The sequence below is a fragment of the Streptomyces sp. NPDC052396 genome (assembly GCF_044593195.1).
Taxonomy (GTDB): domain Bacteria; phylum Actinomycetota; class Actinomycetes; order Streptomycetales; family Streptomycetaceae; genus Streptomyces.
In genome coordinates, this window is sequence record NZ_JBIUAW010000004.1 from 418,608 (window position 1) to 442,940 (window position 24,333).

A 24,333-nucleotide genomic window follows, 5' to 3' on the forward strand; every position below is an offset into this window, starting at 1 on the left:
CCCGGCCGTACGCTGTGCACAGCGCCGGTGGGGGCCGACGCTGATCAGGGGGCGAGACAGGCAGGTACGACGCCCGGGGTGGGGAGTTGTCCGGCGCGCGGCGGCGGCCGTGCGCGAGTGACGGTCCCATACCGGGCGCCGTACCCGGCTGGTGCGCCTCACCGGATTTGGGGGTGGGTGTGGCACGTATTCGGGTATTGGTGGTCGACGACCACCGCATCTTCGCCGAGTCGCTGGCCGCCGCCCTCGCGGCGGAGCAGGACGTCGACGTATCGGCGGCCGGCAGCGGACCGGCGGCACTGCGCGCGCTGGAGCGCGCCGCCGCGGAGGGGCGTCGCTTTGACGTCCTGCTGATCGACGCCGATCTGGGCGGTGGCGCCGCCGAACTGGCCCGGGTGCCCGAACAGCGCCGGGCGCCGGGGCAGGGTCCGCCGGTCAACGGCGAGGGAGCGGTGGACGGCATCTCGCTGGTGGCGGGGGTGCGTTCGGGGCATCCCGGGGTGCGCACGGTGGTGCTCGCCGAGCGGGACGACCCACGCCGCGCGGCCGCCGCGCTCCAGGCGGGCGCGGGCGGCTGGGTGGCCAAGGACTGCTCGCTGTCCCGGCTGCTGGCCGTGATACGGGGTGTGCTGCGGGATGAGACACACCTGCCGCCCGCCCTGCTCACCGGCGTTCTGCGGGAGTTGACCGCGGCGCGCAAGCACCGCACCGAGAGCGAGCGCCTGGTGGAGTCGCTGACCCCGCGCGAACGCGAGGTGCTGCGCTGCATGGTGGCCGGGCTGGGCCGCAAGGCGGTGGCCGAGCGGCTCTATCTCTCCCCGCACACGGTCCGCACCCATATGCAGAATGTGCTGGGCAAGCTGGGGGTGCACTCCACCCTGGCGGCGGTGGCGCTGGCCCGGCGGGCCGGGGTGGGGCCGGTGGACCTAGCCGGGGAGGTTGTCGAACGGGGCGGTCAACTGGCGTAGCAGTCCGGCCAGTTCATGGCGCTGGCCGGTGGAGAGCTCGGCGAGGATGGCGCGTTCCTGGTCGAGCAGCCCGGCGAGTGCCTGGTCCGCGCGGTCCTGGCCCTCGTCGGTGAGGCGCACCAGCACTCCGCGCCGGTCGCTGGGGTCGGGTTCCCGCTCCACCAGGCCCTTTTTGGCGAGCCGGTCGATGCGGTTGGTCATGGTGCCGGAGGTGACCAGGGTCTGGGTCAACAACTGCCCGGGGGAGAGCTGGTAGGGCTGGCCGGCCCGGCGCAGCGCGGTGAGCACGTCGAACTCCCAGGGCTCCAGCTCATGCTCGGAGAACGCCAGCCGACGGGCCCGGTCCAGGTGGCGGGCGAGCCTGCTGACCCGGCTGAGCACCTCAAGCGGTTCCACGTCGAGGTCAGGGCGCTCCCGGCGCCATGCTGCGACCAGCCGATCGACCTCGTCCTCCATGGCAACAGTGTAGATGGTCTGTCGACATGAAGTCTCTTGACGTCAAGATACTTCTGGGGTCATCCTGGCGGCCTGACCACAGCCACGCTCACCCGGCCATCAGTACGGAGGTCCGGCCATGTCTTCTTCGTCTGCTTCGCCCGCTTCGTCTTCCCCCACCTGGGACCCCCGCCAGTACCTGCGTCACGCGGGCCCCCGCACCCGCCCCTTCCAGGACCTGCTGGCCCGCGTCCCCGAGCTGCCGGCCCATGGCCGCCCGGCCCGCATCGCCGACCTGGGCTGCGGCGCCGGCAATGTCACCGCCCTGCTCGCCGAGCGCTGGCCCCAGGCCCATATCACCGGCCTGGACAACTCGCCCGAGATGCTGAACGCGGCCCGGCCCTTCGCCGGACCGACCGCCGGCGGCGGACGCATTGACTTCGGCCATGCGGACGCGGCCGACTGGGTGCCCGGTGAACCCCTCGACCTGATCGTCTCCAACGCCCTGCTCCAGTGGGTGCCGGACCATGCCGACTCCTTCCCGGCCTGGACCAAGGCCCTCACCCCCGGCGGAGTGTTCGCCTTCCAGGTGCCCGGCAACTTCGCCGCGCCCTCGCACGCCCTGATGCGCGAGCTGGGCGACTCCCCGCGCTGGCGGGAACGCCTCGCCGGGGTGCTGCGCGGCCCCGTCCATGTCCGGGAACCCGCCGACTACCTCACCCGTCTCGCCGGCCTCGGCCTGACCGTGGACGCCTGGGAGACCACCTACTGCCATGTGCTGACCGGCGAGGACCCGGTCCTGGAGTGGGTCAAGGGCACCGGCCTGCGCCCGGTGCTCACCGCCCTGGCCGACGACCCGGCCGCCACCGGCGAGTTCCTCACCGCCTACCGCGACCTGCTCCGCCGGGCCTACCCGCCGGGTCCGCATGGCACCGTCTTCCCGTTCCGCCGCATCTTCGTCGTCGCCCGCAAGGAGCGCTGAGATGATCGCCGCCCTGGACCATGTCCAGCTCGCCGCTCCGCCCGGCAGCGAGGACGTCCTGCGCGCCTAATCCTGGAGCCGGCCGCCTGACCCGGGTCAGCTCTTGCGGTGCCCCACCAGCCGCGGCCGTGGCTCCAGCCCGTCCAGGCCGTGCCAGGCCAGATTGACCAGGTGCGCGGCCACCTCGGCCTTCTTGGGCTTGCGGACGTCCAGCCACCACTGGCCGGTGAGGGCGACCATGCCGACCAGGGCCTGGGCATAGAGCGGGGCCAGCTTGGGGTCGAAGCCCCGGGCCTTGAACTCCAGGCCCAGGATGTCCTCGACCTGGGTGGCGATATCGCTGATCAGCGAGGCGAAGGTGCCCGTGGACTGGGCCACCGGAGAGTCGCGGACCAGGATGCGGAAGCCGTCGGTGAAGGTCTCGATGTAGTCGAGCAGGGCGAACGCGGCCTGCTCCAGCAGCTCCCGGGGGTGACCGGCGGTCAGCGCGCCGGTCACCATGGTGAGCAGCTGGCGCATCTCGCGGTCCACCACCACCGCGTACAGCCCTTCCTTGCCCCCGAAGTGCTCATAGACCACCGGCTTGGAGACACCGGCCTTGGCCGCGATCTCCTCCACCGAGGTGCCCTCGAAGCCCCGCTCGGCGAACAGGGTGCGACCGACGTCCAGGAGTTGCTCCCGGCGCTCCGCGCCGGTCATGCGTACCCGGCGGGTGCGTCTGCCCCCGGAAGCGGGGGTCAGGTCCTTGTTACCGGTGGTTTTGCCGTCGATCGCCACCCGTCAATCATGCCTCCCCCAGCTACCGCTGGGCGGTGCCCCCATCGCGGCACCCTCCTTCTCGCGCTCGTTCTCGTCCGACGTCCGGCGCCGGGACTCGATCCGCTCGGCCCCCGGCCAGCGCACGTCGTACGCCCAGCCCGCCAGCTCGAACCAGCGGATCAGACGGGCGCTGGAGTCCAGCTGGCCGCGCAGCACCCCGTGCCGGGCAGAGGTGGGGTCGGCATGGTGCAGGTTGTGCCAGGACTCACCACAGGAGAGCACCGCCAGCCACCACACATTGCCCGAACGGTCACGCGACTTGAACGGACGCTTGCCCACCGCATGACAGATGGAGTTGATCGACCAGGTCACATGGTGCAGCAACGCCACCCGCACCAGCGAACCCCAGAAGAACGCGGTGGCCGCGCCCTGCCAGGACCAGGTCACCAGCCCCCCGACCAGCGGCGGGATCAGCAGCGAGACAGTGGTCCACCACACAAACTGCCGCGAGATGGCACGGATCATCGGGTCCTTGACCAGATCCGGCGCGTACTTCTGCTGCGGCGTCTGCTCCTCATCGAACATCCAGCCGACATGCGCCCACCACAGGCCCTTCAACAGCGCCGGGATCGTCTCCCCATAACGCCAGGGCGAGTGGGGATCACCCTCGGCATCGGAGAACTTGTGGTGCCTGCGATGGTCCGCCACCCAGCGCACCACCGGCCCCTCCACCGCCAGTGACCCCATGATCGCCAAGGCGATCCGCAAGGGCCGCTTGGCCTTGAACGAACCATGGGTGAAATAGCGGTGGAAGCCAATGGTGATGCCATGGCAGCCGATGTAGTACATCGCCACCAGCAGCCCCAGATCGAGCCAGCTCACCCCCCAGCCCCAGGCCAGCGGTACCGCGGCCAGCAGCGCGATAAACGGAACGGTGATGAACAGCAACAGCGTGATCTGCTCGATCGAACGCTTGCTGTCGCCACCCAGCGTGGCGGAAGGGGACGCGGCCGGTTGGGCCGGCGCCGGGTCTTCGAGCAGGTCGGGGCTTGCAGTCATGGAATCCCTCGTGGGGGGTCGGGAGCATTGGCTACGGTTCCGTAACCTACGGCAACGTAAGTATGGCAGGGCCTCGGCGGCGGGCAAGAGGGCTGCCGAGCGACCGCGCGTCGACGGGCGACCTATGCTGGGGGCGTCGGACAGCGCGGTCCGCCACCCCTCCAGATGCACGGAAACACCGCAAGGAGCCGCACCTGTGAGCAGTGCCGACCACCCCGCCGCCGAAACCCCCGAGGCACAGCGCAGCGCTGCCCTGCGCGCCGATATCCGCCGGCTCGGCGACCTGCTCGGCGAGACCCTGGTCCGCCAGGAAGGCGAAGAGCTGCTCGACCTCGTCGAGCGGGTCCGCGCGCTGACCCGCACCAAGGGCGAAGCCGCCGCCGAGCTGCTGGGCGCCACCGACCCCCAGACCGCCGCCAAGCTGGTACGGGCCTTCTCCACCTACTTCCACCTGGCCAATGTCACCGAGCAGGTGCACCGCGCCCGCGAACTGGGCGCCCGCCGCGACGCCGAGGGCTCGATCCTGGCCCGCACCGCCGACCAGCTCAAGGAAGCCGACCCCGAACACCTACGGCAGACCGTTCAACACCTCGGCGTACGGCCGGTGTTCACCGCCCACCCCACCGAGGCCGCCCGTCGCAGCGTCCTCAACAAGCTGCTGCGTATCGCCGAACTCCTGGACAAGCCGGCCACCGGCGAAGCCGACCGCCGCCGCACCGACCTCAGGCTGGCCGAGAACATCGACCTGCTCTGGCAGACCGACGAACTGCGCGTCGCCCGGCCCGAACCCACCGACGAAGCCCGCAACGCCATCTACTACCTGGACGAACTGCACGCCGGCGCCGCCGCCGACGTCCTGGAGGACCTGGCCGCCGAGCTGGACCGGATCGGCGCCCCGCTGCCCTCCGACACCCGCCCGCTGACCTTCGGCACCTGGATCGGCGGCGACCGCGACGGCAACCCCAATGTCACCCCCCAGGTCACCTGGGACGTCCTGATCCTCCAGCATGAGCACGGCATCACCGACGCCCTGGAGCTGGTGGACAAGCTGCGGGTGGCACTGTCCAACTCCATCCGCAACAGCGGCGCCACCGAGGAGCTGCTCACCTCCCTCCAGAGCGACCTGGAGCGGCTGCCCGAGATCAGCCCCCGCTACAAGCGCCTCAACGCCGAGGAGCCCTACCGCCTCAAGGCCACCTGCATCCGCCAGAAGCTGCTCAACACCCGCGAGCGGCTGGCCCGCGACACCCCCCACCAAGAAGGCCGGGACTACCTCGGCGCCGCCGAGCTGCTGGCCGACATCCAGCTCATCCAGGACTCCCTGCGCACCCACCGTGGCGCCCTGATCGCCGGCGGCCGGGTGGAACGGGCGCTGCGCACCCTGGCCGCCTTTGGCCTGCACCTGGCCACCATGGATGTCCGCGAGCACGCCGAGGCCCATCACCACACCCTGGGCCAGCTCTTCGACCGCCTCGGCGAGGAGTCCTGGCGGTACACCGATATGCCGCGCGACTACCGGCGCAAGCTGCTGGCCAAGGAACTGCGCTCCCGCCGCCCTCTGGCCCCCAGCCCGGCCCCGCTGGACGAGGCCGGCGCCAAGACCCTGGGTGTCTTCCACACCATCCGCCAGGCGCTGGAGCGGTTCGGGCCGGAGGTGGTGGAGTCCTACATCATCTCCATGTGCCAGGGCGCCGACGATGTCTTCGCGGCGGCCGTGCTGGCCCGCGAGGCCGGACTGGTCGACCTGCACGCCGGCTGGGCCAGGATCGGCATCGTCCCGCTGCTGGAGACCACCGACGAACTGCGCGAGGCCGACCGGATCCTGGACGAGATGCTCGCCGACCCCTCCTACCGGCGGCTGGTGGCCCTGCGCGGCGATGTCCAGGAAGTGATGCTGGGCTACTCGGACTCCTCCAAGTTCGGCGGCATCACCACCTCCCAGTGGGAGATCCACCGCGCCCAGCGCCGGCTGCGTGATGTCGCCCACCGCTATGGGGTACGGCTGCGGCTCTTCCACGGCCGGGGCGGCACCGTCGGCCGGGGCGGCGGCCCCACCCATGACGCCATCCTGGCCCAGCCCTGGGGCACCCTGGACGGCGAGATCAAGGTCACCGAGCAGGGCGAGGTCATCTCCGACAAGTACCTCATCCCGGCGCTCGCCAGGGAAAACCTGGAGCTCACCGTCGCGGCCACCCTCCAGGCGTCCGCCCTGCACACCGCGCCCCGGCAGAGCGACGAGGCGCTGGCGCGCTGGGACGCGGCCATGGACACGGTGTCCGAGGCGGCGCACTCCGCGTACCGCGCGCTGGTGGAGGACCCGGACCTGCCGGCGTACTTCTTCGCCTCCACGCCCGTGGACCAGCTGGCCGAACTGCACCTGGGCTCCCGGCCCTCACGCCGCCCGGACTCCGGGGCGGGCCTGGACGGACTGCGGGCCATCCCCTGGGTCTTCGGCTGGACCCAGTCCCGGCAGATCGTCCCCGGCTGGTTCGGCGTCGGCTCCGGACTGAAGGCCGCCCGGGAGGCCGGGCTGGACACCGTGCTGGACGAGATGCACCAGCACTGGCACTTCTTCCGCAACTTCCTGTCCAACGTGGAGATGACGCTGGCCAAGACGGACCTGCGGATCGCCCGCCACTATGTGGAGACGCTGGTGCCGCAGGAGTTGCGGCATGTCTTCGAAGCGATCGTGGCGGAGCACGAGTTGACCGTGCGGGAAGTGCTCCGTGTCACGGGCGAGGACGAACTGCTGGCGTCCAGCCCGGTGTTGGCGCAGACCTTCCGGATCCGGGACGCGTATCTGGACCCGATCTCCTATCTGCAGGTGACGCTGCTGCACCGGCAGCGGGAGGCGATCGCGGCCGGTGAGACGCCGGATCCGGTGGTCAACCGGGCACTGCTGCTGACCGTCAACGGTGTTGCGGCGGGGCTGCGCAACACGGGCTGAGGCTTACGAGTTGTACGTACTCTGCGCGCGCTCGAGGCCCTCGGCAATCAGGGCCTCGACCGCGTCCGCCGCACGGTCGACCAGATAGTCAAGCTCCTTGCGCTCGGCCGAGGAGAAGTCCTTGAGTACAAAGTCGGCCACCGGCATCCGCCCCGGCGGCCGGCCGATGCCGAAGCGCACCCGGTGATAGTCGGCACCCAGCGCCTTGGTGATGGACTTCAGCCCGTTGTGGCCGTTGTCCCCGCCGCCCAGCTTCAGCCGCAGCGTGCCGTAGTCGATGTCCAGCTCGTCATGGACCGCCACGATGTGGTCGACGGGCACCTTGTAGAAGTCCCGCAGCGCCACCGTGGGGCCGCCGGAGAGGTTCATAAAGGACATCGGCTTGGCCACCACCACCCGGCGGCTGCCGGGGCCCGGCGCGCCCACGCGGCCCTCGACGACCTGGGCACGGGACTTGTGCGCCTTGAACCGGGCGCCCATCCGCTCCGCCAGCAGGTCGGCCACCATAAAGCCCACATTGTGGCGGTTGCCCGCGTACTCCGGGCCAGGGTTGCCCAGCCCCACCACCAGCCAGGGGCTCGCGCTCGTGCCGTCCGTCATCCGCATAACTCCTTGATAGCCGACCGCCGCCCCGCTCCGGGCGGAGCGGGACGGCGGTCAGAGTGAATCAGAGCAAGGGCGAGGCTCAGGCCTCGGCCTTGACGACCAGCAGGTCGACGTGCTCCAGGAAGCCCTTCAGCGGGTCGCGCTGGACCTGCTTGGGGACGACGACCTCGTTGCGGCCCTCGATGTCCAGGGAGAGCACGACGCCCGGGGTCTTGAGCGCCATCATCAGGTCGTGGCCCGGCAGGGACACGTGGACCGGCTCGGCACCCTGGCCGTAGATGACGCCCGGAACCTGGGCGGCCTGGCGGATGCGGCGGGCGGAGCCCTTGCCGAACTCGGTGCGGATGGTGGCGGCGAGCTTGATCTCAGCCATGGTGCACGCTCCTCGGAAGCTACGAAGTGGACGGGTTACCCGGCCCACGACAGGCCTGCTACGAAGAGCGCGTCGATAACGGACCGCCGTACATGAGTACGGCCTCCCTCGCCGAGCAACTCGCAGAGTCTACCCGGCGGGGAGGCCGCCTCAGAAATCGATCAGGCCTGCTCGTCGAAGAGGCTGGTCACCGAGCCGTCCTCGAACACCTCGCGGACCGCACGAGCGATGGTCGGGGCGATCGACAGGACCGTGATCTTGTCGAGCTCCAGCTCGTTCGGCGTCGGCAGGGTGTTGGTGAAGACGAACTCGCTCACCTTGGAGTTCTTCAGCCGGTCCGCGGCCGGACCGGAGAGCACACCGTGGGTGGCGGTGACGATGACATCCGCGGCGCCGTGCGCGAACAGCGCGTCGGCGGCGGCGCAGATGGTGCCACCGGTGTCGATCATGTCGTCCACCAGTACGCAGACACGATCCTTCACATCACCGACGACCTCGTGGACCGTGACCTGGTTGGCGACATCCTTGTCACGGCGCTTGTGCACGATGGCCAGCGGGGCGCCCAGCCGGTCGCACCAGCGGTCGGCCACCCGGACCCGGCCGGCGTCCGGGGAGACCACGGTGAGCTTGTTGCGGTCCACCTTGGCGCCCACGTAGTCGGCCAGCACCGGCAGCGCGAACAGGTGGTCCACCGGGCCGTCGAAGAAGCCCTGGATCTGGTCGGTGTGCAGGTCGACGGTGAGGATCCGGTCGGCCCCCGCCGTCTTGAAGATGTCGGCGATCAGGCGGGCGGAGATGGGCTCCCGGCCGCGGTGCTTCTTGTCCTGCCGGGCGTAGCCGTAGAACGGCACGATCACGGTGATGCTGGCGGCGGAGGCCCGCTTCAGCGCATCGATCATGATCAGCTGTTCCATGATCCACTTGTTGATGGGAGCCGTGTGGCTCTGCATCACGAAGCAGTCGGCGCCACGCGCCGACTCCTGGAAGCGGACGTAGATCTCGCCGTTGGCGAAGTCGAAGGCCTTGGTCGGGACCAGGTCGACGCCCAGCTGGTGCGCGACCTCCTCGGCAAGCTCGGGGTGGGCGCGGCCGGAGAAGAGCATGAGCTTCTTCTCGCCGGTCGTCTTGAACCCGGTCACAGCACAGTCTCCTTGGATGTCGCTTTGTGTGCGCTTATCACGGTACGCCCCGCACGACGCACCCGTGTCACGGTCACTGCTCTCCAGCGGTCTCCTGGAGAGCTGTGGAAGCGGCCTGCGCGGCGGCGCTTCCCGGGCGCTTACGAGCCACCCAACCCTCGATATTCCGCTGCTGGCCACGGGCGACAGCGAGCGAACCCGGGGGCACATCCTTGGTGATCACCGAGCCGGCGGCAGTGTAGGCGCCGTCCCCGATCGTGACAGGAGCCACAAACATATTGTCCGCTCCGGTGCGGCAGTGGGAGCCGACGACCGAACGGTGCTTGCTCACTCCGTCGTAGTTCACAAAGACACTGGCGGCGCCGATGTTGGAGTACTCACCGATGGTGGCGTCACCCACATACGACAGGTGCGGCACCTTGGTGCCCTCACCGATCTCCGCGTTCTTCATCTCCACATAGGCACCGGCCTTGGACTTCCGGCCCAGCCGGGTGCCCGGGCGCAGATAGGCGAACGGGCCCACAGTGGCGCCCTCGCCGATCAGCGCGCCGTCCGCCACCGTGTTGTCCACCCGCGCGCCCGCACCCACCGTGGTGTCCGTCAGGCGGGTGCCGGGACCGACCTCCGCACCGGAGGCCAGGTGAGTCGCGCCCAGCAGCTGGGTGCCCGGGTGCACCAGAGCGTCCGGCTCAAAGGTGACGGTCACATCCACCCAGGTGGTCGCCGGATCCACCACCGTCACGCCGGCCATCATCGCCGCGTCCAGCAGCCGCTCGTTCAGCAGCCGGCGGGCCTCCGCCAGCTGGACCCGGTTGTTGATGCCCAGGATCTCCCGGTGGTCACCGGCCACCGCGGCACCCACCCGGTGCCCGGCCTCGCGCAGGATGCCCAGCACATCGGTGAGGTACTCCTCACCCTGGCTGTTGTCCGTACGGACCTTGCCCAGCGCGTCCGTCAGCAGCTGCGCGTCAAAGGCGAACACCCCGGAGTTGATCTCCCGGATGGCCCGCTGCTCCTCGGTGGCGTCCTTGTGCTCCACGATCGCGGTCACCGCACCCGTCTCATCACGGACGATGCGGCCATAGCCGGTGGAGTCCGGCACCTCGGCGCTGAGCACGGTCACCGCGTTGCCGTCCGCGGCATGCGTGCCGGACAGCAGCTTCAGGGTCTCGCCGGTCAGCAGCGGGGTGTCGCCGCAGAGCACGATCACGGTGCCGTCCAGGGCGATGCCGCTGCCGGACAGCTCCTCCAGGCCCATCCGCACCGCGTGGCCGGTGCCCCGCTGCTCCTGCTGGACGGCGGTGCGCACCTCGGGGTCGATCTCGGCCAGATGCGCCGAGACCTGCTCCCGGGCATGGCCGACGACCACGACCAGGTGCTCCGGAGCGAGCTCACGGGAGGCGGCGACGACATGTCCGAGCAGGGAGCGGCCGCAGAGCGTGTGCAGGACCTTGGGGGTGGCCGACTTCATGCGGGTGCCCTCACCCGCTGCGAGGACGACGACGGCTGCCGGGCGGTTGGCGCTCACGGGTGTGCCCTTCGGCTTCAGGGTTCGAGGGGGTGGACACCCGCAGGATACCGGGGCGTAAGAGGGTGGGAACGCGGAAGGGCCCTGACCTGGGGGTCAGGACCCGGACTCGATGTGCTCCCCCGCCAGGATTCGAACCTGGACAATCAGAACCAAAATCTGAGGTGCTGCCTGATTACACCACGGGGGATAGTGAACGGGCTCAACTCGGACGTTTCGCCGAGTGATCCCGTTCGACCCCCAACACTATGCCGTACCGCCCGCCTTCAATGCGACGGTATAGGCCAGCACTGTCCGGGACACGTACCTCAGGCGGTCCCCAGGCCCCGGATTTCGCTTCCGTTCGAACGCTTTGAGCACCGTCGAAGGGCCCGGAAAACCGGTGGCCCCCACCCGTAGTCTGGGTGGTATGACCACAACGGGGGCAGTCACGGACGCGGGCGCGCGGGGCGCGCCCGCGGGGCCGTGGTGGTGGGCCAGGCGGCGTGGCCTGGCGCTGGATGTCGTGCTGGCGGTGGTGTCGGCGCTCGAGTGCATGCTCGAGGGAATCGCCTTCGCTCATGAGAGCGGGTTTCCCGCCATGCTGGGCGGGCTGCTGGGGCTGCCGGTGGGGGCGGCGTTGCTGGTGCGCCGGCGGTGGCCGGTGGCCGTGGTGCTGTTGTCGATAGCGGTGTCACCGGCGGAGATGGGCATCCTGCTGTCGCTGGTGGGCCTGTACACGCTGGCCGCCTCCGATGTGCCGCGGCGGATCATCGCGCTGCTGTCCTCGGCCGCGCTGGCCGGGACGCTGATCGTGGCGGCGGTGCGCTTCCACCAGGACATGCTCCAGGCCGGCTACCGGCCGGGCCTGTGGGCGGTGCTGGGCTTCTCGGCGGTGCTGTCGCTGGCGGTGACCGCTCCGCCGGTGCTGCTGGGGCTGTATGTGGGGGCCCGTCGCCGGCTGGTGGAGAGCCTGCGGGAGCGCGCGGACGGTCTGGAGCGCGAGCTGTCGCTGCTGGCCGACCGGGCGGAGGAGCGCGCCGAGTGGGCGCGCAACGAGGAGCGCACCCGGATCGCGCGGGAGATGCACGATGTGGTGGCGCACCGGGTCTCCCTGATGGTGGTGCATGCCGCGGCCCTGCAGGCGGTGGCGCTGAAGGATCCGGAGAAGGCGTCCAGGAACGCGGGGCTGGTCGGTGACATGGGCCGGCAGGCGTTGACCGAGCTGCGGGAGATGCTGGGCGTGCTGCGGACCAAGCCGGATGCCGCGGCGGCCAAGGCGTCGGTGGAGCCGGAGCGGCTGGCGGCGGTGGCCGCGGTGGCCTCGGCGCGGGTGCGGGCGGCCGGTGAGGCGGCGGAGCCGGGGGAGGGGCCGGACGGGCCGTGCCTGGCCGAGCTGGCCGATCTGGTGGGGCAGTCCCGGGCGGCCGGGATGGTGGTGGAGCTCTCGGTGGAGGGGGAGCGGCGGGCGTATGCGCCCCGGGTGGAGCGCACCGCTTACCGGGTGGTCCAGGAGGCGCTGACCAATGTGCACAAGCACGCGCCGGGGGCCAGTGCCCGGGTGCGGGTGGCGCACCGGGAGGCCGAGGTGGCGCTTCAGGTGGAGAACGGGCCTTCGGAGGGCGGCACCGACGCCGGTCTGCCGAGCGGGGGCAATGGCCTGGTCGGGATGCGGGAGCGGGTCACCGCGCTGGGCGGTGCCTTTGTCTCGGGTCCGACGGAGCTGGGTGGTTTCCGGGTGTCCGCGGTGATTCCGGATGCGGGTGCCCGGCGGGGGAGAGCGGCCTGACGCCGGTGTGCGCGCGCCGGGGCCGTCAGCGTCCGCCCGCGGAGAGGCGGGCCGGCTGGAGGCCGGTGACCAGGGTGCCTATCGCCTGGTCGATATCGGGGCCGAGGTACCAGTCGCCGGTGTGGTCGAGGCTGTAGACCCGGCCATGGGCGTCGATGGAGAGCAGGGCCTGGCCGTCGAGTTCCTGGCCGAGCGGGCAGACCTCGGTGCCCAGTGCCCGGCCCAGGTCGGCGACGGTGCGGGCCAGGTGGAGCCCGTGCAGGGGGTCGATATGGAAGGGGGTGGGTGCGATATGGCGGCCGGCTCCGGCGCCGGTGATGTGCAGTCCGCCGAATTCGGCCCAGGCTTCCACGGCGGCCGGGAAGACGGTGTGCCGGTGGCCGGCGGGTGAGGTGTGGGCGCGCAGGGCGTCGGCCCATTTCTCGGCGGCCTTGATGTCCCAGCGGCCGGGCTGCCAGCCGGCTTCGCGGAGGGCGGCGTCGACGGCGGCGGGGAAACGGGTGGTGGCGGTACGTTCGAAGGCGCGCATAGGTGGTCAGCCCCTGCCTTGGGCCGGGGTGGGGTCGATGGCACGGACGCCGAAGTGGGCCAGGAGTGCGGTGCAGGAGCGGCAGGGGGCGGCGTAGGCGCCATGCCGGGGGTCGCCGTCCTCGCGGATATGGCGGGCGGTCAGTTTGGCCTGTTTGAGGGCGCGGCGGGCTTCGCCGTGGGTGAGCGGCTTGCGGGAGGCGCGCTTGCCGCGGCCGGCTTCATGGGCGGTGAGGAAGCGGGTGAGCAGCAGGGCTTCGGGGCAGCGGCCGGTGAAGCGCTCACGGCGTTCGCTGGTGAGGGTGTCCAGGAAGTCCTGGACCAGCGGGTGCAGTACGGGTGCCTGGTCGGCTTTGCCCGCGGTGCAGGTGTGTGTGGTGCCCCGGACCGAGAGTGCGGCGGCGACGGCGGGCAGGATGCCGTCGCGGCGGTGCAGCAGTACGGGCGGCCGGCCGGCCTCCTCGGTGGAACTCCAGCTGAGCCGGGGGTCGCCGGGGGCGGTGGCCTCCTCGGTGTGTACGGCCCCGTCTTCCCGGGGCCGCCGGTCCTGAGTCGTGTGCATGGTCGCTCTTCCCTCCCGTGCAATCCCCCTGTTGCGGAGATCAGCCTGCCAAACGTGGTGCTGGGAGTGGAAGGCAGGTCGGTGTTGCGTGGGTCTGAAGTGCTGTGTGGTGGCTGCGTAGAAGCGAAGTGGCGCACGGGGGTGAGGTGATGCTCTGGGGCGGGACGGAGGTACGAGACGGAGAGCCGTCTTGCGGCACCGCATAGGCTGTCGGTCACTACGGGTCCCGGGCGGGGGCACCGGGTGCATTTGGAACACAGCCAGCCAGCAGGGGGCATTTCGCCATGACGACAGGTCGGCCCGCACAGGCCGCCGCGCCACCGAACACGGCCTACGCCGGGCAGGTCGTGCACTTTCCGGATCCGGTCCGGCACGCCCGTTATCCCAAGGGGGTGCGGGTGGATGAGCACGGTTATCCGGACTTCTCCCCGTATGCCCGGGCGGCCGCCGAGATCGCGGAGCCGCCGGAGGGCTTCGGTGTGGACGAGCTGCGGCTGACCGACTATGTCTCGGCCAATGCCGCGCTGCATGCCGAGGGCCATGAGCTGTGGGCCAGTCTGTCGCCGGTGGCCACCCCGCACGGCTGGACCTGGCACCATGTGGCCGGCACCCGCCGGCTGGAGCTGGTCCCGGTCGAGGTCAAGGCGCTGCTGAGGCATCACGGCGGGTTGGCCACGGCCCTGGTGGACCAGGACAAGCGCGGCACCCGACCGTTGCAGGAGACCCGTCCGGTGCACTTCGCGCTGCCGCAGCGGGACTTGGCGGTCTCCGAGGAGCAGGTGCAGGGTGTGGAGGAGGACCTGGGCTACCGGCTGCCGGGCGCCTACCGGGACTTCCTCAAGGCGGCCGGCGGCTGTGCCCCGGTGGCCGCGGCGCTCGATGCCGAGCTGGGGCTGCTGCTGGACCAGCCGTTCTTCACCGTCCGCGAGGAGGCGGCGGTCAACGACCTGGTGTACGTCAACAAGTGCCTGCGCGACCACTTCACCAAGGACTACCTGGGTGTGGCCTTTGTGCAGGGCGGCGTGCTGGCGGTCAAGGTCAAGGGCGAGGCGCTGGGTTCGGTCTGGTTCTGCCCGTATGACGATGCCCGGGACCGGGACGGCTGGACGGTGCAGGAGAGGGTGGAGCGGCTGCTGCTGCCCTGTGGTGAGGACTTCGACGACTTCCTCTGCCGGCTGGCCGGCGGCCCGCCGGAGCTGGAGACGGTGGCGAATCTGATGGTTGACGGCGGCTTCGCGTACGCCGTCCCGGTGGAGGGGTGAGCGCGATGGTGACCTTCGCGCAGGCTCAGGAGCGCGCCGAGCGGTGGATCAACGGCGAGGTGCCGGGTTATCTGCACCGCGAGGTGAAGGTAAGGGAGTTCGACCTGGGCTTTGTGGCCTGGGCCGAGGGCCGGGAGGGGGTGGCCTCCGGCGATGGCGGCCGCACCCGGCTGGTGATCGCCCGGGACAGCGGGGAGACCACGCTGTGGCCGGGGCTGCCGGTGGGTGAGGTGATCCGCCGCTACGAGGAGGAGTACGGGGTGGTGGACGAACCGGCGCCGGTCGCGCCCACGGCGCCCAAGCGGGTGGACCTGGAGGCAACGTCCTTCCTGCTCAGCCCGCCGCAGTGGTTGCAGGACGCGGCGGACGCGATGGGGATCCCGGACCGCCGGGAGTCCTCGGCGAAGGCGCCGGACGCGGCGAGTGCGACGGATGTGGCGGGCACGACGGATGTGCCGGGTACGCCGGATGTGCCTGATATGTCGGAGGGTGCCGCCGTGGCGCCGGCCGCCGCGCCGGAGCCGGCGGGTGCGGGTGCGAGCGCCGGTGACGGTGCCCCCGCGGCGGACGCCTGGTCCGGAGAGGCCGCTGGTCCGGAGGTCAAGTCCGGTCCGCGGCAGCCCGGTTCGGCCGCGTCGGCCGACGCCTGGCCGGATGCTCCGGCCGCCGCGCCGGAGCCGGTGACTCCGGCGGCGCCGCCGGCCTCGGCGGACTCCGGCACGGGCGCCGGCCGGGCCGACGCCTGGCCGGATGCGGAAGCCGGGGACGACGCCGCCGAGCCGGCCGCCTGGCCCGGTGCGGAGGCGCCTTCCAGCGCGGTGGACGACGACCGTTCGGTCGGGCTGCCCGCCACCGTGCTGGCGCCCGCGCTGTCCGGCTCCGATGCCGACAGCGCCCCGGCGCCCGGCGTCCGGCCCGATGCCAAGACCGCGTTGCTGCCACAGGGCAGCGCGCTGCCGGCCACGGCCATCGCGCCCGCGCTGGACGACCCGGCGGGCGGCCGCTGGCCGGTGCCGGGTACGCCGGGCGCCCCGGGAATCCCGGGTGCCCCCGCCCATGACGCGCCCGCGGCGCATGGTGCTGCCGGTGCGCCCGCCCTGCCCACGCCGCCCACGCCGCCCGCTCCGCCCGCCGCGCCCGAGGCGGCCAACGGGCCTGCCGGGACCGCCACTCCGCCGCCGGTGCCCGGTGCGCCGGTGCCGCCGCCCGTGCCTGGTGCGCCCGTGCCGCCGCCGGTCAACGCCCCCGCGGCGCCCGGCGGTTCGGGCGCCGCGCAGAACGTCGCCTATGCGGCGACCATGCTGGCGCACCCCGGTGGCCCCGGCGCCCCCGGTGCCGTTCCGCCGCCGCCGGGCCCGCCCGGCACCCCGGGCACCCCGTCCGGCGGTGTGCCGGTGCCGCCGGGCACCCCCGCCAACCCCCCTGCCGTGCCCGGTGGTTCGAGTGGTGGCGCCCAGGGCGTCGCCTATGCGGCGACCATGCTGGCGCACCCCGGTGGCCCCGGTGCCCTGGGTACCGTCCCGCCGCCCCCGGGCCCGCCCGGTACGCCGCAGGGGGCCGCGCCGCGTCCCCCGGGCCCGCCCAACGCGCCCGCCGCACCCGGTGGTTCGGGCGGCGGCCAGGGCATCGCCCAGGCGGCCACCATGCTGGCCCCCGGCGCCGCCGTCCCGGGTGCGCCCGTACCGCCGCCCGGTCCGGCCGGCTCGCCCGCCGCGCCCGGTGGTTATGGCTACCCGCAGCCGCCGGCCGGGGTGCCGACGGTCGGCCCGGGCTATATGGCCGTGCTGCGCTACCGCGCCCAGGACGGCTCGGAGCAGCAGATCATCCGGCGCAGCGCGCCCGGCACTCCGCATCCGGAGTGGCAGATACTGCATGAGCTGCGGGCGCTGAATGTGCCGCCGCAGCAGGTGCTGGAGCTGCACACCGAGCTGGAGTCCTGTGATCTGCCGGGTGGTTACTGTGCCCGGATGGTGCGGGAGACCTGGCCGCAGGTGCGGATCAGCCATACCGCCGCCTATGGCCGGGATCATGCCGGCCGGCAGCAGGGCATGAGTCATCTGGTGACGCACCAGGGCGAGTTGCACCAGGTCGCGGGGGCTCCGGCGCGTCCGGCGCCGAACCGGGTGCCGTTGCCGCGGCCGGGGCAGGTGCCCGCAGCGCCGCCGGTGGCGCCGGATGCCATCGGCCGGGAGCTGGTGGACTCCTTCACCGAGCAGGGTGTGTTCCGTTTCGACCAGCGTGCCGTGTCCCGTCAGGGCGTGCCCGAGGTGGTGGCGCACACCCTGGTGTGGGCCGGGCTGCCGCGGGACTTCGGTCCGTTCTTCTGGGCCCAGGCCCAGCCGGGCCGTCCGGTGCCCACGCTGGCGGAGCTGGCGGTGGAGCGGGGTGTGCAGCCGGCCGCGGACGCCGCCTCGTACCTGGTGATGGGCGGCGATTTCGGCCGTCAGCTGTGTGTGCAGTACGGCACGGCGCACATTGTGGCGGTGCCGCTGGAGCCGGGGCCGGACGGCCGGTGCGCGCCGCCGCAGTTCGTCAACACGAGCCTTCCCCAATTCGTACGCTCTTTGGCGTTGCTCGGCCGGATGTGGCGCTGGCGCTATGGCCTGACGCCGGAGCAGGCCGGACGCTGGACCGTGGATTTCCAGGACCAGTTGTCCGCGCTGGACGCCACCGCGCTGTCCTCGCCGGAGAACTGGTGGGCGGTGCTGCTGGAGCAGATGTGGGACGGTCTCTTCTAGCGACCGGCCTCGGCTGGGCGGGGGCGGGGCGCTTGACCCGGACATCTCGGGTCGGGCGCCCCGCGCCGTCGGTCGGCGTGTTGTTGACAGAAGGGGCGGGCGGAGTGTCGGGTTTTGGGGCACTTCTCTCGTACGGGAATGATGTGCGCCTGACCGCGTCGCACACCGGGTCCGGACATAAGGGGCTACAAGCATGAGTGCATCGGTGCCTCCCGAGGGGTTCACTGTCGTACGAGGCCGCGGCTACCGGCCTGACCAGGTGGACCGTGCGGCAGTGGAGTTCGCCAGGCAACGGGACGGTGCATGGGAGCGGGCGGCACGGCTGACGGTGCTGGCGCGGGAGATGGAGGACGAGCTCCAGCGCCTCGCCCAGATCGCGGCGCAGCTGCCTCCGCAGACCTATGAGTCGCTGGGTCCGCGGGCGCAGGGCTTGGTGACCACCGCCGAGGCGGAGGCCATTGGGCTGCGGCAGCGGGCCGAGGCGGAGGCCGCCGAGCTTCAGGACGCGGCCGAGGGGTACGCCCGGCAGCTGCGGGACGCCGCCCATGAGCATGCGGTGGGGGTGCGGGCCGAGGCGGAGGAGTGGGCGCGGCAGGCCCGGCTGGCCGCCGAGTCGGTGGCGGACGAGCTGCGGGCCACGGTGCGGCAGGAGGCCAAGGACCGGCGGGCGGAGGCGGCGCGGGCGCTGCAGGAGATGCGGGAGCGGACCGCCGCCATGCTGGCCGAGCAGGAGAAGGACCAGGCGGAGCGCTGGGAGACGGCCGGCCGGGAGGCCGCCGAGCGGGAGACGGCGCTGGAGGCGCGGATCGCGGCGATGGAGGAGTACGCCCGTTCCACGCTCAATGAGGCCCAGCGGCGTTATGCGGACGCCGAGGAGGCGGCCCGGCATGGGCAGGAGGACGCCGAGGCGCAGGCCGCGTCGGTGATCGCCCAGGCGCGGGTGCGTGAGGAGCGGGTGGCCCGGGAGACGGAACGGGTGCTGCGTGAACACGAGGAGCGCCGTGAGGAGTTGCGCTCGCATATGGCGCATGTCCGGCACAGTCTGGCGGCGCTGACCGGCAAGCCGGTGGCGGAGGACGTGGGCGGCGAGGGCTGAGCCCGGTGCCGGGCGGGCCGTGTCGGGCCCGCCCGGCCGGGGTCAGCTCGCGGTCACGGTGAGGTGCAGCACCAGCTGGGTGCCGTCCTCGGTGGCGAGCACCAGGGTGTACGCGCCGGTGTCCGCTCCGGTGAACAGGCCGGGCAGGGTGAGCTGTCCGTCCTCGCCGGTGGCGGGCAGGGTCAGGGTGCGGACCGGCTTGCCGTGCTCGTCCTTGAAGAACGGGCCGGTCTTCACCGGGGTCTTGCCGTCCGCGGCCAGCACGGTGGCGGTGAGCGCGAGGCCCTGCACCGGCTTGCCCTTGGCCAGGGCGCGTACCCGCACCGGGGTGGTGAAGGAGGCGTTGGCCTTGGCCTTGAGGGCGCCGGTGCCGACCCGTTCGAGGGTGTCGGCGTGCGGTGCGGGCGCGGCCTCGACGGTGGCGTCGAAGTCGACCGGCTTGATGTCCCGGCCCTCCACGGTGGCCCGCACGGTGAAGTCACCGGCCTTGGCGCCCGCCTGGAGGGCGGGTGCGGTGGCCGAGCCGTCCTTGCCGGTGACGGCGGTGACGGTGCGGGACTGGCCGGGGAAGCGGGCCTCGGTGTCGCCGATGATCTCGAAGCGGACCTTGGTGCCCTGGGCGGGCTTGCCGTCCCGGTCCAGGGCCCGTACCCGGGTCCGGTCGGTGAAGGTCTGACCGGCGGTGGCCTTGAGGGTCCGCTCACCGAGCCGGTCCAGGCGGGTGACCGGGGCCGGCGGGACGGGCTTGTCCTTGCCCGGGTCCTTGTCCTTGCCGGGGTCCTTTTCCTTCCCCGGGTCGGTGGGCTGGGGGGACGGAGTGGGCTTCTCGGAGTGCCCGGGCGCCGGAGTTCCCGGCGAGGGCTGGGAGCTACGGCGCGGCGGCTCGGTGGGGCTGGTGTCGCTGCCCCGGGAGGGGCCGCCGGGAGCGGGTGCCGGGTTGCCGGGCGCGGCCGGCGGATCGGCCACCGGGACCGCCTTGCCGTTCTGGTAGGCGCGCATCCAGCCGACCACCGCGTTGAGGTAGTCGCGGGAGTTGTTGTAGCGCAGGACGGCCTTGTCGATGTCGTCCTGCTTGCTCAGGTCCAGGCCGCCGGCGCAGAGGTAGCGGGCGGTGCCGGCGGCGGCATCGAAGATGTTGTTGGGGTCCTTCTGGCCCAGACCGGTGCCGTCCATGGCGTAGCCGGCCCAGGTGGCCGGGAGGAACTGCATGGGGCCGATGGCGTGTTCGTACACCGGGTCACCGGTCCAGCGGCCGCCGTCGGTGGCCGGGACCAGGGCGAACTGCTTGCCGTCCAGGGCGGGTCCGAGGATCTTCTTCTCGGTCGACCCGTCGGAGCGCAGTCCGTAGCCGGCCGCGTGCTCGGACTCCACCTTGCCGATGCCGGCGATGAGTTCCCAAGGGATGTGGCAGTCGGGCCACTGTTCCTTGGCTATCTTCTCGGCGTTCCGGTAGGCGGCCAGCGCGGTGGCCGGAATGCCGGTGGCGCCGTCCGGGATATCGCCGGTGCCGAGGTCGCGGCCGGGTCTGCCGGAGGCGCCGGGCCGCGGGACCAGGTCGGGGAGGGTGAGGTTGGGGGAGCCATGCGGCCGGCTCTGCGGGTTGCCGGGCGCCGGGGCGGGGTCGTCGTGGTCCCCGCTGCTGTGCGCCGGAACGGCGCCGACCGCGGCACTCAGGCTGGCGACCAGCAGGGCCGTGCACAGTCCCTGTCGGGAGACGCTGGCAGCGCGAGTACGAAGTATCTTCACCGGAGGCTGCTTCCTTGAGAGACCGGCGGCCGTGCTGCGGGGCCACATGCCGCCCCCACGGCCATAAAGCCGAACACTAATTCCCTCTGCCCCCAATTGTCTTGCCGGGGGACAGCCTTCACGGATTCTTCGCCGTTCGTTGCCCCATCCGCCGCCGGACACCGGCCACTTCACCGTCACCGCCCGCAATTGCCTTGCTACCCGGCCCGGCTGACCCTGAGACGTACCGCTTCGAAGGGGGCGCGTCCCCTAGGGGTCGGCCCGTACTTTCTCCCGCCCGCACGTCGTCCCGCAGCAGGAGGAGCGGGCGAGTGGCGCTGCCTAGCCTTTTGGAGGTGGCCGGGGGAGGCGTGGTGGGGCTAGCACCACCATCAGGAGGCAGACCAGCCCCATCGTGACCGAGGCCGCGTTCCAGCAGGCTGGACACCACTTCAGCGGAAGTTCAGCGGACACCGAGCGATCAGGAGACTCACCGTGACCACGGCTGTATCGATTCCCAGGACCGGGGGCAGTGGAGGACATGCGGACGTCGCGGCGCGGGGGCGGCAGATCGTCAAGTCCTATGGCTCCGGGGAGACCCGGGTCACCGCGCTGGACCACGTGGACGTGGACATCGCGCGGGGCCGCTTCACCGCCATCATGGGGCCCTCCGGCTCCGGCAAGTCAACCCTGATGCACTGCCTGGCGGGGCTGGACACCGTCACCTCCGGCGAGATCTGGATCGACGAGACCGAGATCACCCGGCTCAAGGACAAGAAGCTCACCCAGCTGCGCCGGGACCGGATCGGCTTTATCTTCCAGGCCTTCAACCTGCTGCCCACGCTCAATGCCCTGGAGAACATCACGCTCCCCATGGACATCGCGGGCCGCAAGCCGGACCGTGCCTGGCTGGAGCGGGTGGTGGAGACCGTGGGTCTGGCCGGCCGGCTGAAGCACCGGCCCAACCAGCTCTCCGGCGGCCAGCAGCAGCGGGTGGCCGTGGCCCGGGCGCTGGCCGCCCGTCCCGAGATCATCTTCGGTGATGAGCCGACCGGAAACCTGGACTCCAGGGCGGGCGCCGAGGTACTGGGCTTCCTCCGCCGCTCGGTGGACGAACTCGGGCAAACCATAGTCATGGTGACGCATGACGCGGTGGCCGCCTCCTATGCCGACCGCGTGCTCTACCTCGCGGACGGCCGCATCGTGGACGAAATGCACCAGCCCACCGCGGAGATGGTCTTTGAGCGGATGAAGAACTTCGACGCCCGGGGACGGGTGTCGTGACCATCTTCCGTACCTCACTGCGCAACTTCCTGGCGCACAAGGGCAGGATGGTGCTGTCCCTGATCGCCGTGCTGCTCTCGGTGGCCTTTGTCTGCGGCACCCTGGTGTTCACCGACACCATGACCGCCACCTTCGACAAGCTCTTCGCCTCCACCGCCTCCGATGTGGATGTCCATCCCAAGGAGAAGGACAACGCCCAGGAGACCGGAAAGCCCGCCACCCTGCCCGCCTCGGTACGGGACCGGCTGGCCGGGGTGCGGGGCGTCGCCAAGGTCGAACCCGAGGTCGCCACCCAGCAGATCACCGTGGCCACCGCCGGCAAGGAGAGCCTGAGCCCCAGTTCGGGCGCTCCCACGGTGGGCGTCAACTGGGCCGACAGCCAGCTGAAGTCGGTGGAGATCACCAGCGGCCACCAGCCGCGGGGCGCCGGCGAGGCCGTACTGGACTCCGACACCGCCCACAAGCACCACGTCAAGATGGGCGACACCCTGCGGGTGATCGCCGCCCCCGGTGACTTCAACGTCCGGGTGGTCGGCCTGGCCACCTACAAGACCACCAACCCCGGTGCGGCCATCCTCTACTTCGACACCGCCACCGCCCAGACCCAACTCCTCGGCAGCGCCCGCGAGTACACCGGCTACGGGCTGACCGCCGCCCCCGGCGTCAGCGACGAGCAGCTGAAGGCGAACGTCACCGCCGCCCTCGGCGACACCTACCAGGTGCGCACCGCGGCCGAGGCCAAGAAGGAGAACAAGAAGAGCCTGGGCTCGGTCCTGGACGTGATGAAGTACGCGCTGCTGGGCTTCGCCGGCATCGCCGTCCTGGTCGGCATCTTCCTGATCGTCAACACCTTCTCCATGCTGGTCGCCCAGCGCACCCGGGAAATCGGCCTGATGCGGGCCATCGGCTCCAGCCGCCGGCAGGTCAACCGGTCGGTGCTGGCGGAGGCGCTGCTGCTGGGCGTGACCGGCTCGGTGCTGGGCATCGGCGGCGGCATCGCGCTGGCCGTGGGGTTGATGAAGCTCATGGGCTCGCTGGGCATGAAGCTGGACACCTCCGACCTGACCGTCAAGGCCACCACGCCCCTGGTGGGCCTGGCCATCGGCGTGCTGGTCACCGTGCTGGCCGCCTATCTGCCCGCCCGCCGGGCCGGGAAGATCTCCCCGATGGCCGCTCTGCGCGACGCCGGCAACCCCGGTGACGCCAGGGCGGGCCGGGTGCGCGCCGCCATCGGTGTGCTGCTCACCGCGGGCGGCGGGGCCGCGCTGCTGGTGGCCGCCAAGGCGGACAAGGCGTCCTCCGGCTCGGCCTTCCTGGGCCTGGGCGTGCTGCTCACGCTGATCGGCCTGGTGGTGGTCGGACCGCTGCTGGCGGGTCTGGTCGTCCGCGTCCTCAGCATGGTGGTGCTGCGGGTCTTCGGCCCCGTGGGCCGGCTCGCCGAACGCAACGCCCTGCGCAACCCGCGCCGCACCGGCGCCACCGCCTCGGCCCTGATGATCGGCCTCTCGCTGGTCGCCGCCCTCTCGGTGGTGGGCTCCTCGATGATCGCCTCGGCCACCGACCAGATGGACCGGTCGGTCGGCGCGGACTTCATCATGGACAGCAACAACGGCTTCACCCCGGCGATGGTCAAGGCCGCCCGGTCGGCCGGGCACATCGACCACTTCACCGAGTACACCGCGGTGCACGCCAGGATCACCACCCCCGACGGCAAGACCGGCGGCCAGCGGCTGACCGCCGCCGACCCCAGCTACGCCCGGGACCTGCGCCAGGAGACCGTCCAGGGCACGCTGTCCCAGGCGTACGCCAAGGACGCCATGTCGGTCCCCGAGGGCTACGCCAAGGACCATGGGATCAAGCTGGGCGACCGGCTCACCGTGGCCATGACCGACGGCCGGACCGCCAGGCTCAAGGTCAACGCCATCACCTCGGACGACACCAGCCTCGACAAGGGCGCGATGTACCTCAACATCGCCACCGCCAAGCGGTACCTGCCGGCCGACAAGATGCCGCCGCCGCTGATGCTGCTGGCCAAGGCCAAGGACGGCCAGATGAAGGAGGCCTCCGCCGCACTCAAGGCGGCCATGGCCGACTACCCGCAGATCAAGGTCCGCGACCAGTCCGACTACAAGAAGATGATCAAGGACCAGGTCGGCCAGCTGCTCAACCTGATCTACGGCCTGCTGGCCCTGGCGATCATCGTGGCCATCCTCGGTGTGGTGAACACCCTGGCCCTCTCGGTGGTCGAGCGGACCCGGGAGATCGGCCTGATGCGGGCCATCGGCCTCTCCCGGCGCCAGCTGCGCCGCATGATCCGCCTGGAGTCGGTGGTGATCGCCCTGTTCGGCGCGCTGCTCGGCCTGGGGCTGGGCATGGGCTGGGGCGCCACCGCCCAGAAGCTGCTCGCCCTGCAGGGACTGGACGTGCTGGAGATCCCCTGGTCCACCCTCGGCTGGGTCTTCCTCGGCTCCGCGCTGGTGGGCCTGATCGCGGCCCTGGTCCCGGCCTTCCGGGCGGGCCGGATGAACGTCCTGAAGGCCATCGCCACGGACTGACGGCCGCCAGTGGCCCCAC

Annotated in this window: 18 protein-coding genes, 1 tRNA gene and 1 pseudogene; 9 read left to right on the forward strand and 11 right to left on the reverse strand. The window is 71.6% G+C overall.

Features of this window, described 5'->3' with window-relative positions; genetic code table 11:
* The first annotated feature begins 179 nt into the window (after positions 1 to 179).
* The gene (locus ACIHFE_RS13285; protein WP_400105958.1) at positions 180 to 968 is read left to right on the forward strand and encodes a LuxR C-terminal-related transcriptional regulator; all 789 of its coding nucleotides are present in this window, start codon (positions 180 to 182) and stop codon (positions 966 to 968) included.
* Here ACIHFE_RS13285 and ACIHFE_RS13290 read toward each other — a convergent pair.
* Positions 927 to 1,424 (reverse strand): MarR family winged helix-turn-helix transcriptional regulator, encoded by a 498-nt coding sequence (locus ACIHFE_RS13290; RefSeq protein ID WP_400105959.1) that lies wholly within the window; start codon positions 1,422 to 1,424, stop codon positions 927 to 929. The two genes, ACIHFE_RS13285 and ACIHFE_RS13290, sit on opposite strands and share 42 nt — an antisense overlap.
* Positions 1,425 to 1,542: 118 nt before the next feature.
* On the opposite strand from ACIHFE_RS13290, the gene ACIHFE_RS13295 reads away from it, so the two are divergent.
* Complete coding sequence (locus ACIHFE_RS13295; protein ID WP_400105960.1) at positions 1,543 to 2,385, forward strand: trans-aconitate 2-methyltransferase; 843 nt, start codon at positions 1,543 to 1,545, stop codon at positions 2,383 to 2,385.
* Positions 2,386 to 2,481: 96 nt separating this feature from the next.
* On the opposite strand, the gene ACIHFE_RS13300 is transcribed toward ACIHFE_RS13295, so the two are convergent.
* Both ACIHFE_RS13300 and ACIHFE_RS13305 read right to left on the reverse strand, forming a co-directional pair.
* A complete protein-coding gene (locus tag ACIHFE_RS13300; protein ID WP_109281497.1) occupies positions 2,482 to 3,162 on the reverse strand; it encodes a TetR/AcrR family transcriptional regulator in 681 nt (226 codons plus the stop codon).
* 3 nt (positions 3,163 to 3,165) lie between these two features.
* Positions 3,166 to 4,203: an acyl-CoA desaturase gene (locus ACIHFE_RS13305; protein WP_400105961.1), complete on the reverse strand. Its 1,038-nt coding sequence runs from the start codon at positions 4,201 to 4,203 to the stop codon at positions 3,166 to 3,168.
* A 196-nt stretch (positions 4,204 to 4,399) separates the two neighbouring features.
* On the opposite strand from ACIHFE_RS13305, the gene ppc reads away from it, so the two are divergent.
* Positions 4,400 to 7,150 carry a phosphoenolpyruvate carboxylase gene (gene ppc, locus ACIHFE_RS13310; protein WP_400105962.1) on the forward strand — a complete coding sequence of 917 codons (2,751 nt, stop codon included), beginning with the start codon at positions 4,400 to 4,402 and terminating at the stop codon, positions 7,148 to 7,150.
* Between the two features lie 3 nt (positions 7,151 to 7,153).
* Here ppc and pth read toward each other — a convergent pair whose 3' ends face one another.
* The 5 genes and pseudogenes from pth to ACIHFE_RS13335 form a co-directional block, all read right to left on the reverse strand.
* Positions 7,154 to 7,750 carry an aminoacyl-tRNA hydrolase gene (pth, locus tag ACIHFE_RS13315; protein ID WP_400105963.1) on the reverse strand — a complete coding sequence of 199 codons (597 nt, stop codon included), beginning with the start codon at positions 7,748 to 7,750 and terminating at the stop codon, positions 7,154 to 7,156.
* Positions 7,751 to 7,847: 97 nt separating this feature from the next.
* A pseudogene (locus ACIHFE_RS13320) lies at positions 7,848 to 8,129 on the reverse strand (50S ribosomal protein L25); the annotation flags it as partial.
* A 161-nt stretch (positions 8,130 to 8,290) separates the two neighbouring features.
* Complete coding sequence (locus tag ACIHFE_RS13325; protein ID WP_400105964.1) at positions 8,291 to 9,268, reverse strand: ribose-phosphate diphosphokinase; 978 nt, start codon at positions 9,266 to 9,268, stop codon at positions 8,291 to 8,293.
* A gap of 73 nt (positions 9,269 to 9,341) precedes the next feature.
* Complete coding sequence (gene glmU / locus ACIHFE_RS13330) at positions 9,342 to 10,796, reverse strand: bifunctional UDP-N-acetylglucosamine diphosphorylase/glucosamine-1-phosphate N-acetyltransferase GlmU (RefSeq protein ID WP_400105965.1); 1,455 nt, start codon at positions 10,794 to 10,796, stop codon at positions 9,342 to 9,344.
* A gap of 117 nt (positions 10,797 to 10,913) precedes the next feature.
* A tRNA-Gln gene (locus ACIHFE_RS13335) sits at positions 10,914 to 10,986 on the reverse strand.
* 219 nt (positions 10,987 to 11,205) lie between these two features.
* Here ACIHFE_RS13335 and ACIHFE_RS13340 point away from each other — a divergent pair.
* Positions 11,206 to 12,564, forward strand: a complete 1,359-nt coding sequence (locus tag ACIHFE_RS13340) for a sensor histidine kinase (RefSeq protein WP_400105966.1) — start codon at positions 11,206 to 11,208, stop codon at positions 12,562 to 12,564.
* 25 nt (positions 12,565 to 12,589) lie between these two features.
* On the opposite strand, the gene ACIHFE_RS13345 is transcribed toward ACIHFE_RS13340, so the two are convergent.
* The gene (locus ACIHFE_RS13345; protein WP_400105967.1) at positions 12,590 to 13,093 is read right to left on the reverse strand and encodes an SUKH-3 domain-containing protein; all 504 of its coding nucleotides are present in this window, start codon (positions 13,091 to 13,093) and stop codon (positions 12,590 to 12,592) included.
* 6 nt (positions 13,094 to 13,099) lie between these two features.
* Positions 13,100 to 13,654 carry a YwqJ-related putative deaminase gene (locus ACIHFE_RS13350; RefSeq protein WP_400105968.1) on the reverse strand — a complete coding sequence of 185 codons (555 nt, stop codon included), beginning with the start codon at positions 13,652 to 13,654 and terminating at the stop codon, positions 13,100 to 13,102.
* Positions 13,655 to 13,938: 284 nt separating this feature from the next.
* Here ACIHFE_RS13350 and ACIHFE_RS13355 point away from each other — a divergent pair, with 284 nt between their 5' ends.
* The 3 genes from ACIHFE_RS13355 (at position 13,939) to ACIHFE_RS13365 (ending at position 18,750) form a co-directional block, all read left to right on the forward strand.
* A complete protein-coding gene (locus ACIHFE_RS13355; protein WP_400105969.1) occupies positions 13,939 to 14,916 on the forward strand; it encodes an SMI1/KNR4 family protein in 978 nt (325 codons plus the stop codon).
* A gap of 5 nt (positions 14,917 to 14,921) precedes the next feature.
* Positions 14,922 to 17,654: an SUKH-4 family immunity protein gene (locus ACIHFE_RS13360; RefSeq protein ID WP_400105970.1), complete on the forward strand. Its 2,733-nt coding sequence runs from the start codon at positions 14,922 to 14,924 to the stop codon at positions 17,652 to 17,654.
* A 259-nt stretch (positions 17,655 to 17,913) separates the two neighbouring features.
* A complete protein-coding gene (locus tag ACIHFE_RS13365; RefSeq protein WP_400105971.1) occupies positions 17,914 to 18,750 on the forward strand; it encodes a cellulose-binding protein in 837 nt (278 codons plus the stop codon).
* Between the two features lie 42 nt (positions 18,751 to 18,792).
* On the opposite strand, the gene ACIHFE_RS13370 is transcribed toward ACIHFE_RS13365, so the two are convergent.
* Positions 18,793 to 20,496 carry a lytic murein transglycosylase gene (locus tag ACIHFE_RS13370; protein WP_400105972.1) on the reverse strand — a complete coding sequence of 568 codons (1,704 nt, stop codon included), beginning with the start codon at positions 20,494 to 20,496 and terminating at the stop codon, positions 18,793 to 18,795.
* A 474-nt stretch (positions 20,497 to 20,970) separates the two neighbouring features.
* Here ACIHFE_RS13370 and ACIHFE_RS13375 point away from each other — a divergent pair, with 474 nt between their 5' ends.
* Both ACIHFE_RS13375 and ACIHFE_RS13380 read left to right on the forward strand, forming a co-directional pair.
* Positions 20,971 to 21,759 (forward strand): ABC transporter ATP-binding protein, encoded by a 789-nt coding sequence (locus ACIHFE_RS13375; RefSeq protein ID WP_400105973.1) that lies wholly within the window; start codon positions 20,971 to 20,973, stop codon positions 21,757 to 21,759.
* A complete protein-coding gene (locus tag ACIHFE_RS13380) occupies positions 21,756 to 24,314 on the forward strand; it encodes an ABC transporter permease (RefSeq protein ID WP_400105974.1) in 2,559 nt (852 codons plus the stop codon). The genes ACIHFE_RS13375 and ACIHFE_RS13380 overlap by 4 nt, the downstream gene beginning before the upstream one ends.
* The last annotated feature ends 19 nt before the right edge of the window (positions 24,315 to 24,333 follow it).